Source organism: Clostridium beijerinckii HUN142, assembly GCF_000621745.1.
GTDB lineage: Bacteria > Bacillota > Clostridia > Clostridiales > Clostridiaceae > Clostridium > Clostridium beijerinckii_A.
Genome location: NZ_JHXK01000010.1, coordinates 1 through 12,762 on the forward strand (window position 1 = coordinate 1; position 12,762 = coordinate 12,762).

The following is a 12,762-nucleotide window of genomic DNA, read 5'->3' on the forward strand; positions in this document are numbered from 1 at the left end:
AAATAGATTGGCTAAACTAATTCCAAACTTTATTGGAGGATCAGCAGATTTAGCTCCATCTAACAAAACTCATATGAACGATAGAGGAGATTTCTCAGCAGAAGATAGAAGTGGATCAAACCTTCACTTTGGAGTTAGAGAACATGCTATGGCAGCTATCGCTAACGGAATGTATGCTCATGGTGGACTTAAAGTATTCTGTGCAACATTCTTTGTATTCAGTGATTACATGAAGGGTGCTATGAGATTATCAGCTCTTATGAATCTTCCAGTAGCTTATGTATTAACACATGATAGTATTGGAGTAGGGGAAGATGGACCAACTCATGAACCAATAGAACAATTAGCAGCTCTTAGAAGTATGCCAAATATGACAGTATTTAGGCCAGCGGATTCTAAGGAAACTGCAGCAGCATGGTATTATGCAGTAACTAATGGAACTACTCCAACATCATTAGTATTAACAAGACAAAAGTTACCACTATATGATGGATGCCCTAAGAGAGCATTAAAGGGAGGATATATATTAAAAGATTCGAAGAAAGAAACTCCAGATGTACTTTTAATGGCATCAGGTTCAGAAGTAGAATTAATCTATAAAGCAGCAGCTGAATTAAAAGCTAAAGGAATAGATGCAAGAGTTATAAGTATGCCATCATTTGAGTTATTTGATGCTCAAGATGAAGCATATAAAGAATCAGTAATGCCAAGATCAGTTAGAGCTAGAGTTGCAGTAGAAGCATTAACAAGCTTTGGATGGCACAAATATGTAGGTCTTGATGGAGATGTTATTTCATTAGATACATTTGGAGCATCAGGTAAAGCAGAAATTCTATTTGAGAAATTTGGATTTACTGTAGAAAATGTTGTAAAAAAAGCAACTAAAGTTGTAGGAAAATAGATTTAACCTTAAAATATTAATAAATATAGATAAGTAGATATAGAAAGAATATTTAGATTAAAAGTGTATGAATTAAGAAAATTGTATAAGTGAATATATGAATATGCATGTTGTAATCGCAAATTTATTTTAAGATTACATCAAGTTAAATAATCGATTAAGATTAAAATTTAGAAACTCAATTGCAATATTTAAATATGTTATTAATGAAGCTGCTACTGGTAAAGAAAGTATTTTTTACCTATGGTAGCTTTTTTAAAAACAGCTTGTTTTCTGAAAAAACAAATACCTAAAAAGTGGTATGTGTTCCTAAATTATAAAAAGCATATAAACTAGTTACAGTCTATGGTATATTGAATTCATAGGTAGGAATGAATTTATTATTATTAAAGAATTTGTATGAATAATAAAAAGATAATGTGCAATGGAGGGTTTTATATGTTTCATAAGAAATTAAAAGATTTCCCAGAGGATTTTTTATGGGGAGCTTCAACATCAGCTTATCAGGTAGAAGGTGCTTATAATGAAGATGGAAAGGGACTATCAGTTCAGGATACAAAGGACCCAGTTCCAGGAACACCTGATTTCAAAGTGTCTAGTGACCACTATCACCATTACAAAGAAGATGTAGCATTATTTGCGGAAATGGGATTTAAGACTTATCGTTTTTCAATTGCATGGACTAGAATAATACCAAATGGAGTAGGAGATTTAAATCCTAAAGGAATTGAATTTTATAACAATTTAATCAATGAACTATTATCATACGGAATAGAACCGCTAGTTACTATGTATCATTTCGATTTGCCAGATGCTCTTCAAAGAGAAGGCGGTTGGTCAAATAGAGAGACTGCTGATGCATTTGTAAATTATGCAAAAGTATTGTTTGAAAACTTCGGTGATAGGGTTAAATATTGGCTTACAATAAATGAACAAAATATGATGATACTTCATGGAGGGGCAATTGGAACTGTAAATGATGGAGTAGAAAATATTGAAAAAGAATTGTATAAACAAAATCATCATATGATGATTGCACAAGCGCAAACAATGAAGTTATGTCATAGTATGTGCCCAAAAGCGAAAATAGGGCCTGCACCTAATATAAGTTCAATATATCCAGCAAGTTCAAGACCAGAAGATATATTAGCAGCTAGTAACCAATCATCTATAAGGAATTGGTTATACTTAGATATGGCCGTACACGGTAGGTATAATCCAATAGCTTGGAGCTATATGGTTGAAAAAGGAATCGAGCCAACTATTGAAGATGGAGATATGGAAATATTAAAAGGTGGAAATCCAGATTTCATAGCATTTAATTATTATTGTACAGGAACAGCAGAGGAAAGTAAGATTGATGATAAAGAAGTTTCAAGTCAAGGTGGAGATCAACAAATTGCTGTAGGAGATTTAGGTATTTACAAAGGAACTTCTAATCCGAACTTGGAGAAAACTCAATTTGGATGGGAGATTGATCCTATAGGATTTAGAAATACTTTAAGGGAAGTTTATGAAAGATATAATTTACCTATAATAATTACTGAAAATGGATTAGGTGCTTATGATAATGTTGAAGAAAATGATACTATAAATGATGATTATAGAATTGATTATTTAAGAAAACATATTCAACAGGCTAGACTTGCTATAACTGATGGAGTAGATTTGATTGGATATTGTCCATGGTCAGCTATAGATCTTATAAGTACTCACCAAGGTTTTAAGAAGAGATATGGCTTTATATATGTAAATAGAGATGAATTTGATCTTAAGGATTTAAGAAGAATAAGAAAGAAGAGTTTCTTCTGGTATAAAAAAGTCATCGAAACTAATGGAGAAGAAATTTAGTCAAATATAATTAATATAATATTAGAATAGAATAATAGTATTAAAAAAATAGATACTAATATAAATGAAATATACCAAAGTGTAAGAAATTTCACTTTGGTATATTTTGCTTTTATAATATAGCTGGAAGGAATTTTTACAAACATAGCCTTAAAAGTTTTTTTCAAATACTGTATACTTAAATTAAAAGAACTTTGATTGATAATATAACGAAGATAAATTATAGTATCCACAAAGTCATAAAAGGCTAACTAGTATAGTGTTTTAAATTTTAAGATAACAATATATTCAAGTATGTGTGAATGTAAAAAAGCTAGTTATAAAGGAAGAGGTTGATTAAATTATGTTTAATTATGAAATTATCCAGAGTTTAAACGATTTAGAGTTGTCCCTATATAGATATATAATGAAGAATATTGAAAAAGTTGTTTATATGAGAATTAGAGAATTAGCTGATGAAGCACACGTCTCAACAACAACTATATTAAGGTTTTGTAAAAAGTTGAATTGTGAAGGGTATTCGGAATTTAAAGTGAAATTAAAATTGTATCTTGAAGAAAATGAAAGTACTAAAGTAAATAATGATACATCGATAATAGTTGATTTTTTCAAAAAATTAGATAATAGCGAGCTTGATAGAAAATTAAACGTACTCTGCGATTTAATAAAGAAAGCAAGAAATGTAGTATTTATAGGAACGGGAACATCCGGAATACTGTGTAAATATGCAGCTAGATATTTTTCATCAATTGGTAAGTTTTCTATGTATATCGATGATCCGTATTTTCCAAGAAATTATAAGCTATATGAAGATTCAATAATAATAGCAATGTCAGTTTCAGGTGAAACACGTACTGTTATTGACTATATAAGTAACATAAAAAGAGAAAATACTACGCTTGTAAGCATAACAAATAGTGAAAACTGTACAATATCGAAAATATCAGATCTTAATATATCGTATTATGTCCAACAAGAAAGATTAGGAATTAGTGATATAACAACACAAATACCTGTATTATATATTATTGAAAGTATGGGAAAGAGGTTACATAATAAGTTTATAGTAGATTCTTCTGATTATTCTAAGTAAAACTTTAATATCCCTATAAAAGAATATGTTTATTCTTTTATAGGGATATATTTGTATTAAAATTTACTTTGTAATTCAGGTGCTGAATTTGATAAAAGATTCATCAAATAGCATATTTCATCATCTGATATTTCAACTTTATATTTATTAGTTATGAAGATTAAATTTTCTTTTAGTATATTATATAGATTAATACTTTCTTCTATATATTTCTCTTTTTCAGGATAAACAGCTGGATTATCTTCATTTCTTAATCGTCCTATTACAAATGACAAATGGAGAATAACACCAACCATATTTTCATCAGATAATTTAATTAAGAGTTTCTCTTGTAATATATTTAAAAATAGGGTTACATCTTTATAAAGTTCAACACCATCTATATTATATATATTTTCCTTTATAATTTTAGGTAGATTAATCATAGTTAATTTTGAATCAATTATACTTTGTAATTCTTTTAATACATTCATGTTAAATACTTCGTACATTGTATATTGTTTTATAGGTGAATCTACAGGAAAAGATGAAACTATAAAAAGTACCTCATTTTTTTCTTGAAGATTAATTATTTTTTGCTTGAAGTATTTTTTATCTAAGCAGTTTAGACAAACGACTTCAAAATAATCTTTATCTAATCTAAGATTACTTAGTAAGAAGTTTTTAATTGCAATAGCAGCTCCCTCACCAGTTAAGCAGGCAGTTACTATTAAAACTTTATCAGAATCGCTAGAAGGATTACTTATATTTTTATGTATTTCTACATAAGAATTTACCATAAGAACGTCATTATATATTTCATCTAGTGATGATCCAATTAGTGCTTTTCGTGCTGCTTCTAAAACATGTAAAGTTGAAACAAGAGATATCACTTTAATGTCTACTTGAAATTCCTTTTTTATAACATCTGCAAAAGTTGTTAAAGACCCCATATCTACTAATAAGAGATAGCCAGCAGAAGTTGGATTGTCCTGAATACCAATCTTAAGGCTTTCTAATACTTTTGATGGAGCAACATCTATTGGAGCATTTATTGGAATTATATAGTTTTCTCCAAGTAGTCTGTTAGAAACATCAGCCATTGAAGTGGCAGTTGATTCACCATGGGCAATTAGGATAACTTTCACTTTATCTTGAGATTTATCGTTAAAAGTATTATCTGGTATCAAGAATAATGTTAAGTATCCAGCTTCATCTATTGGAATTGATTTATTAATAGTGTTTTCTATGATCTCCTTAATCTCTAGTGCAACAGCAAATTCAGAAGGATAAAGATCTTTTATTCTATTTAAATTAGTGTTTATTATTATTTTGTCACTATTTATTCTATTAATTAATGTGTTGATATGCAGAGCAAAAGCCGTATATAAATTACTATCAAAAATTACAGGAAGCTTTCGAGTTATATGACTTACTATACTATCAATACATTTTAATGTATCTTCATCAATAATGGTTAATAAGTTTTGTTTGCTTGTTTCTTCGGAAACTTCAGAGTTATTTTTATTGAAATGTTTGGCTATATCTTTCTCAAGAATGTTCTCAATATCAATATCTGAAATTTCTAAAGACTTAAGCTTTTCAAGTTTACTTTCTATAAAATCGTAAATAGTATTATCTCCATTATTAAAGATAGTGTTTGTATCTTCATTAGAACCATTAAATCTAAAATATTCAATTTCTTCACTCATAAGTTTATTCCATAAAACTCTGTGTTCTTTTTCTTTATAAAGACCTTCTTTAATATAAGGAGGCAGTATTTTACTATGGATTCTTACGTCACGTCGTATATTAGTTAAGTATTCAGAGTATGCTTTTGCACAAAGTAGCTGAACGTCGCTTTTCAACTGACCTATATTATTAGGACAATCATAAGAAAGTAATGCTCTAAGAGAGTTTAAAGATACATAAATCTCTTTATTTAAACGGATACTTTCATATTTGAAGAAACTTTTAATTAAAAATAATCTTTCATCTAAAGTTCTTTCTTTAAGAGAAGGAATATTAATAACAAGAGGAATTCTTCTTGTAAATGTGTTTAATAAAGCAGAATTTGGGTCCTCTGTTGTAGCTGAAATTATTAATACATCTGATTTTCTGGTTTCTGAATCCCCAATACGTCTAAAAGTACCTGTATCTAAAAATATGAATAGAGCTTCCTGCCCTTCAGGTGGCAATCTGTGAATCTCATCTAAAAATAAAATACCACCATCAGCCTGTTCTATTAATCCGACTTTGTCAGATTCAGCTCCAGTATACGCACCTTTTTTTACACCAAAAAGTTGAGAAGTTAATAGTTGTGGGTTATTAGTATAATCTGCACAGTTAAACACTATAAAAGGAGAATCTTCTGTTTTTACCTTCATTTCCAATGCATAATTGTGCATAAGAGATGCGAACATAGACTTTCCTACACCAGTAGCACCTAATATTAAACAATTCATACCCTTAGGTGGATATAGTATAGCTGCTTTAGCCTGTTCCACAGAATCTTTAAGAGAAATATTATTTTTAGCTAACAAATCTAACTGAGATTCATTGCTTTGAATCTTATTTTCAGAAAGAAAAAATAATACTGGTCTACCAGAGGATTTATACAATTTACCTTCTTTACAAAGTTCATTTAGTTCATGGCTTAAGTTAGCTCTAGTCATATTAACTAGAGGAGCCAGTGTTTTTGTGTCTATCCCATCTGGAGAATTAAGCTGGAGAAGTTTTTGGTAAATTAAATCTTTTTTAGCCATTATATGTCCTCCTATATAAATAAAAATATTATAGCCACTATAAATAGATTAAACATTTTCGTGCATTATGCTGAAAACATTATGGTAAATTGACTATTATAGTAAAGCTATTTATTATAACAAAACATTGTTTATTTAGTGTTTGCATACAGTTTTAAGATTAATCAAACACTATATATAATTATAAAACACTATGTGAATTAAGTAAACACATATCATAAAATAAATAAAATATATAACTTTTATTGTAAAAATGATATAACCTTTAAATGAAATTATATTATCTATTTTGCTTATAAGAGTTGATATATAGGAGTGATCTGATAGTATATAAAATTTAAACAGCAAAAAAATTAGAAAAAAATTTAAATATTTAGTAGTGTTTGGCACAGGTATTGCTATATATATTGGCATGAAGCAATAAAGCATCAAGTAAAACTTTATTCAGTTGGAGTTTAATATATCTTCTGAATTTTAGTTTGACTTATCCAGGAGCATGTAGCCGTTAACTATATTATGGAAGGTATTACGGATGCCAGCTACCGGATAAATTGGAGGAGGAGTACAAATGGATCAATTAGAAATGGCAATAATGAATATTATAATCAATGCAGGAGATTGTAAAAATCATGCTTATATGGCTCTTAATTTAGTAAACGAAGGTAAGTATGAAGAAGCTGAAAATGAAATGCAACTAGCAAATGATGCGTTAGGAAAAGCGCATGATGCACAAACAGAAATGCTTCAAAAAGAAGCTTCTGGAGAAAAAGTAGAGTTATCAGTTTTGTTTGTTCATGCACAAGATCATTTAATGACATCTATATCAGAAAAGAATCTTATTGAACAAATTATAGAGTTAAGAAAAATTGTAAACACTTTAGTAAAATAACAAATTGAGACTTGTAAGAGCAAATAAGACAAGCTTTATTTTGTAAATACTATAAAAATAAAATTCACAAGTAACTTTAAAATTAACACAAAACTATATAAAGATATAGAACATATTAAAATTTATAAAAGTTAAATCAAGGAGGAAGAAATATGGTTACAATCAAATTATTCTGTGCATCAGGAATGTCAACAAGTGTTTTAGTTAATAAGATGAAGGAGGCAGCTAAAGCTAAAGGTGTTGATGCAGAAATTATAGCATTTCCAGAATCTCAAATGGATAGACATTTAGATAGTATGGATGTTGCATTACTTGGACCACAAGTAGGATATACTTTAGGAAAAGCAAAGAAACTTTGCGAACCACATGGCATTCCAGTAGAAGTAATACCAATGGTTGATTATGGAATGATGAATGGAGCTAAAGTTTTAGATCTAGCATTAAATCTTGCAAAAAATAAATAATTGAAAAATTAATTATTTGTATAAACTTAACCAATAAGAAATAATTTGCAAAAATAAACTGCATTTGTAATTTTACGTAATTTGGTAAAAATACAAATGCACATATAAAAATATATCTAATCGGTTAACTTATATTCATATTTCATATGAGAAAAGAAAACCTTTAACAACAATTATAGGAAAAAAATAAATATGTAAGTTTATAAGTAATAATAGCAAATTTTTATTTGTAATTATTCATATTATAATCACAATTTAGTTATAAGGGGGAAATTTATTATGTCACTCAATCAAACACTGAACGAAAAAGTAGTACCAGCGGTAATGAAATTCGTTAATCTTAAAGGTGTTCAAGCATTAAAAGATGGTATGTTATTTACTTTACCATTAAATATTGTTGGATCTATATTCTTATTAATTGCTTGCTTCCCAGTAAAGGCATTTACAGATGGTATGGCTAGCGCTTTTGGACCAGGTTGGAATGATCCATTATTTAAATTACAGCATTCAACAATGGGTATTATGGCAGTGGTAGCTGTTATAGGTATGACTTATGTATATTGTAAAAATGAAGGTCTTGAACCTTTTTCACCAGCAGTAATTGCTTTAAGTGTATTCCTAACTGTAACAAATGATTTTGTTATGTTTAAAGTTACACCTGATGCAACTCCAATTCAAGTTGGCGGAGTTATTCCACAAGACTGGACTGGTGGATCAGGTATGATTACTGCAATTATTGTAAGTTTAGTTGTTTCATTTGTTTATTGCGCAATGGTAAAGAAAAATATTACAATCAAGATGCCAGAAGGTGTACCTCAAGGTGTTGTTAATGCATTCTCAGCATTAATTCCAGCTACAGTTATATTTATAGGTGCAACTGTTGTATATGCGGTATGTAAGTTTGGATTCAATACTTCTTTTGTAGAAATTATATATAAAGTTGTTCAAACACCATTACAAGCTGCATCAGATTCACTTCCAGGAGCTATACTTATTGCTTTTGCTGTTCCATTCCTATGGTTCTTCGGAATTCATGGAGGTATGACAGTATCAGGTATGGTAGGTGCTTTATTAACTGCCAATACTGCAGCTAATGCTAAATTACAAGAAGCAGGGACTTTAGATCTTGCTCACGGAGCTCATATAGTAACCCAACAATTCTATGATAACTTTATTAACTTAGCAGGTAGTGGTCAAACACTTGGATTTACTATATTATTATTAGTACTTGCAAAATCTGCTCAATATAAACAATTAGGTAGACTAGCACTTCCAGCTAACTTGTTTAATATTAATGAACCAGTATTATTTGGTACTCCAGTAGTAATGAACCCAATAATGGGTGTACCATTTATACTTACTCCAGTAGTAAATGCAATATTACTTTATTTAGCAATTGCAACAGGTATACTTGCACCAATGGGTGGAGCATTACCACCTTGGACAGTTCCAGCAGTATTCTCAGGATTAATAATTGGTGGTCCTAGTTATGCTATAGCTCAATTAGTATTCCTACTTATTGGAATGGCAATATACTTCCCATTCTTTAAGAAAGTTGATGCTATGTCATATGCTGATGAATTAGCAGCACAAAAACATGAAAATAGTGCTCAAGCATAAATAAAATTAATTAGCCCTATTATTAACAAATTAAAATAAATTTAAAAACTCTAACATTTTTAATTATTGGAATTATGATTTCTGTAGTAGCAGAAGCACAATGAGAAAATAATTGAAATGTTAGAGTTTACTCAGTATAATTCTGAAAAATAAATGATATAATATGTTAATAATCAAAGTATAAGAAAGAATTATTAGAAATCAAATTAAGATAAAGTTATTTTTTCAAAAGATTAAATAGGAGTGAGGTAGAAAGATGATATTAATAAACTGTGCATTAAGACAAGACGATATAATAAATATAGTAGAAAACATTGAAGTTGAGAATGAGAAAGTATTTAAATTTGTTAGAAAAGAAGGGATTAAGATACTTTTTGAGTGCAGCCTTAGTGATCAACAAAATGCGGCTACAATTGCAAAACAATCAATAAAAGATACTGAACTTGGAAAAGTATTATATTTTGGAGTTAGTGTACAATAAAAATTAGATATAATTTAATTATTTATATTGTAAATAAAAAGCATTTTCTTATAGTTAAGAAGGTGCTTTTTATTATTCCTATATAATTTACTTCATTTCTAGTTGTAGAAATTATTTTTTAATGATTAAAATAAATTTAGTGATTAAACAGTTCTTGGAAGTGTTCAAACACTAATAACAATCATATACTTTCATCTAAACACTGGGCAATATTACCAAAACGCTAATAAGAATAATCAAACTCTTATATTAGATAGTGATTATATTAAGTAAACATATAAAATGTTAATCATAATTTGAATACATAAAATCCCTTGTAAACGTTTTTAAAAATCTAGGGTTAGGATTAATATAGATAATATTAATATATTTAAAATAATGTCTACTAAAAAGCAGAATAGTGTTTGGCACAATTTATGCTATGCAATAGTGTAAAAGGAAAAATATTCTAAAAGACGTTGAATGGGGGAGTGTAGAGTGGAAGAGTTAGAAATGGCAATAATGAACATTATAATAAACGCTGGAGATTGTAAAAATCATGCGTATATGGCACTTAACAATGTAAATGAAGGAAAATACGAAGAAGCTGATAAGGAAATGCAATTAGCAAATGATGCATTAGCAAAAGCACATGATGGGCAAACAATGTTCCTTCATAAAGAAGCAAATGGTGAAAAGATTGACATGTCAGTTTTGTTTGTACATGCACAAGATCATCTAATGACAGCAATAACAGAGAAAAACTTAATTGAACAAATAATCGAACTAAGAAAAGTGGTAAATACGTTGGTTAAATAATTAACAAAGAGATTAAAATTTCATAAGGACACTTATTCAAAGTTTATATAAATAAATTTATATTTTAGGAGGAATGAACCATGGTAATAATTAGATTATTTTGCGCAGCAGGAATGTCAACAAGTCTTTTAGTAAACAAAATGAAGGAGGCGGCTAAGAATAAGGGGGTAGATGTAGATATTGAAGCTTTTCCAGAAAGTCAAATGGATAAAAATATAGAGGGAGTTGATGTTGCATTATTGGGTCCGCAAGTTGGATATACATTGAACAAAGCAAAAAAGATATGTGAACCTAAAGGAATACCTGTGGATGTTATACCAATGGTTGACTATGGAATGATGAATGGGCAAAAAGTTTTAGACTTTGCCTTGAAGCTAGCAGGAAAATAGTTAAAAAGTTTTTACAATACCATTTTTTATAAATTATTTAATAAACCGTGTTAACTTATATTTACTAATTTTTAAGGAGGAATTATTATGTCATCATCTGGGACAACTTTAAACGAAAAAGTATTGCCAATAGTTATGAAGTTTGTTGGTTTAAAGGGAGTTGTTGCATTAAAAGACGGTATTTTATTCACTTTACCATTAACTTTGGTAGGATCGGTATTTTTATTACTAGCGCAATTACCATACCAACCGTTAAATGATTGGCTAAATGTTACATTAGGTGCAGGATGGACTGACCCACTGTTTAAAGCAAATGGAGCAACTTTTAACATGATAGCACTTGTTGCAACAATAGGAATAGCATACACTTATGCTAAAAATGAAGGTCATGAACCTTTATCAGCAGGAATAATATCATTTGTAGTATTTATATTAACAACTAGCTCTTCAGTAACTACTAAAAGCGGAGAAACAGTAGGTGATGTCATACCAACAGCATGGTGTGGTGGAAAGGGAATGGTTACTGCAATTATAATAGGATTAATAGTTGGAGCAGTTTACTCATGGTTTATGGCAAATAAGATTACAATAAAGATGCCTGATGGAGTACCACAGGGAGTTGTGAATTCGTTTGCAGCATTAATACCAGCAGCAGTTATAGTGCTTGGAGCAACAATAGTTTATATGATATTTAAATGGGGATTACAAACAACATTTATTGAATGGATATATAAAGTACTTCAAACACCATTACAAGGTATGACAGACTCATTAGGTGGAGTTTTAGTAATGGGATTTTTAATTCCATTCTTATGGTGGTTTGGCGTTCATGGAGCAACAATAGTAAGTGGTGTAATGTCAGGAATATTACAATCAAATACCTTAGATAATGCAGCTATAGTTACAAGCGGAAAAGAATTATCAATAGCAAATGGAGCTCATATAGTAACACAGCAATTTCTTGATCAATTTATGACAGTAACAGGATCAGGTATGACAATAGGTTTAGTAATATGTATGTTATTTTTTGCAAAATCAGCACAATGCAAACAACTAGGAAAACTCGCAATAGTACCAGGAATATTTAATATAAATGAACCAATTACATTTGGAACACCAATAGTAATGAATCCATTTATGGCAATTCCATTTATAATTACTCCAATGCTATCAGGCACAATACTTTATTTTGCAATATTAACAGGAATAGTTCCACCATTTGGCGGGGTAATGGTTCCTTGGACAACTCCAGCACCAATATCAGGACTTTTGACAGGTGGAGTTAGAACAGCATTTTTACAGTTATTAGTATTAGTGATGTCATTCTTTGTTTACCTTCCATTCTTTAAGAGACAAGATAGTATAAACCTAAAAAATGAATTGGCAGCTCAACATGGTGATAATATTCAGGTATAAGAATTATTAAATAATATTATTATGACAAGGAAAGATTAAAACTTTAGGTAATTAGAATTTAAGCTTATCATTTGTAAAAAAGTACAAATGATAAGCTTTTTTAGAATTTGAGTTAA

General features: G+C 29.4%; 11 protein-coding genes. 10 read left to right on the top strand and 1 reads right to left on the bottom strand.

The window, feature by feature from the left end; genetic code table 11:
• The 3 genes from T483_RS0104575 to T483_RS0104585 all read left to right on the top strand — a co-directional run.
• Window positions 1-901, top strand: a 901-nt coding sequence (locus T483_RS0104575) for a transketolase-like TK C-terminal-containing protein (protein ID WP_026885776.1), incomplete at its 5' end; no start/stop codon positions are given.
• Window positions 902-1,339: 438 nt separating this feature from the next.
• The gene (locus tag T483_RS0104580; protein ID WP_026885777.1) at window positions 1,340-2,752 is read left to right on the top strand and encodes a glycoside hydrolase family 1 protein; all 1,413 of its coding nucleotides are present in this window, start codon (window positions 1,340-1,342) and stop codon (window positions 2,750-2,752) included.
• A gap of 343 nt (window positions 2,753-3,095) precedes the next feature.
• The gene (locus T483_RS0104585; protein WP_026885778.1) at window positions 3,096-3,845 is read left to right on the top strand and encodes a MurR/RpiR family transcriptional regulator; all 750 of its coding nucleotides are present in this window, start codon (window positions 3,096-3,098) and stop codon (window positions 3,843-3,845) included.
• A gap of 56 nt (window positions 3,846-3,901) precedes the next feature.
• Here T483_RS0104585 and T483_RS0104590 read toward each other — a convergent pair whose 3' ends face one another.
• Complete coding sequence (locus T483_RS0104590) at window positions 3,902-6,589, bottom strand: sigma 54-interacting transcriptional regulator (RefSeq protein WP_026885779.1); 2,688 nt, start codon at window positions 6,587-6,589, stop codon at window positions 3,902-3,904.
• A gap of 568 nt (window positions 6,590-7,157) precedes the next feature.
• Between T483_RS0104590 and T483_RS0104595 the strand changes: the two genes are divergently transcribed.
• The 7 genes from T483_RS0104595 (at window position 7,158) to T483_RS0104625 (ending at window position 12,646) form a co-directional block, all read left to right on the top strand.
• The gene (locus tag T483_RS0104595; RefSeq protein WP_026885780.1) at window positions 7,158-7,478 is read left to right on the top strand and encodes a PTS lactose/cellobiose transporter subunit IIA; all 321 of its coding nucleotides are present in this window, start codon (window positions 7,158-7,160) and stop codon (window positions 7,476-7,478) included.
• Window positions 7,479-7,630: 152 nt separating this feature from the next.
• Window positions 7,631-7,942 (top strand): PTS sugar transporter subunit IIB, encoded by a 312-nt coding sequence (locus T483_RS0104600; RefSeq protein ID WP_012060794.1) that lies wholly within the window; start codon window positions 7,631-7,633, stop codon window positions 7,940-7,942.
• Window positions 7,943-8,221: 279 nt separating this feature from the next.
• A complete protein-coding gene (locus T483_RS0104605) occupies window positions 8,222-9,562 on the top strand; it encodes a PTS sugar transporter subunit IIC (RefSeq protein WP_026885781.1) in 1,341 nt (446 codons plus the stop codon).
• Window positions 9,563-9,818: 256 nt separating this feature from the next.
• Entirely contained in the window at window positions 9,819-10,043 is a 225-nt protein-coding gene (locus tag T483_RS0104610) for a hypothetical protein (RefSeq protein ID WP_026885782.1), read from the top strand.
• A 477-nt stretch (window positions 10,044-10,520) separates the two neighbouring features.
• Window positions 10,521-10,841: a PTS lactose/cellobiose transporter subunit IIA gene (locus T483_RS0104615; RefSeq protein ID WP_017211270.1), complete on the top strand. Its 321-nt coding sequence runs from the start codon at window positions 10,521-10,523 to the stop codon at window positions 10,839-10,841.
• Window positions 10,842-10,921: 80 nt separating this feature from the next.
• The gene (locus tag T483_RS0104620; protein WP_026885783.1) at window positions 10,922-11,230 is read left to right on the top strand and encodes a PTS sugar transporter subunit IIB; all 309 of its coding nucleotides are present in this window, start codon (window positions 10,922-10,924) and stop codon (window positions 11,228-11,230) included.
• A gap of 87 nt (window positions 11,231-11,317) precedes the next feature.
• Window positions 11,318-12,646: a PTS sugar transporter subunit IIC gene (locus T483_RS0104625; protein ID WP_026885784.1), complete on the top strand. Its 1,329-nt coding sequence runs from the start codon at window positions 11,318-11,320 to the stop codon at window positions 12,644-12,646.
• The last annotated feature ends 116 nt before the right edge of the window (window positions 12,647-12,762 follow it).

Coding starts and splice junctions, on each gene's coding strand:
- T483_RS0104620 (WP_026885783.1), top strand. CDS start 10,922: ATGGTAATAATTAGATTATTTTGCGCAGCAGGAATGTCAACAAGTCTT.
- T483_RS0104585 (WP_026885778.1), top strand. CDS start 3,096: ATGTTTAATTATGAAATTATCCAGAGTTTAAACGATTTAGAGTTGTCC.
- T483_RS0104590 (WP_026885779.1), bottom strand. CDS start 6,589: ATGGCTAAAAAAGATTTAATTTACCAAAAACTTCTCCAGCTTAATTCT.
- T483_RS0104605 (WP_026885781.1), top strand. CDS start 8,222: ATGTCACTCAATCAAACACTGAACGAAAAAGTAGTACCAGCGGTAATG.
- T483_RS0104610 (WP_026885782.1), top strand. CDS start 9,819: ATGATATTAATAAACTGTGCATTAAGACAAGACGATATAATAAATATA.
- T483_RS0104580 (WP_026885777.1), top strand. CDS start 1,340: ATGTTTCATAAGAAATTAAAAGATTTCCCAGAGGATTTTTTATGGGGA.
- T483_RS0104595 (WP_026885780.1), top strand. CDS start 7,158: ATGGATCAATTAGAAATGGCAATAATGAATATTATAATCAATGCAGGA.
- T483_RS0104600 (WP_012060794.1), top strand. CDS start 7,631: ATGGTTACAATCAAATTATTCTGTGCATCAGGAATGTCAACAAGTGTT.
- T483_RS0104625 (WP_026885784.1), top strand. CDS start 11,318: ATGTCATCATCTGGGACAACTTTAAACGAAAAAGTATTGCCAATAGTT.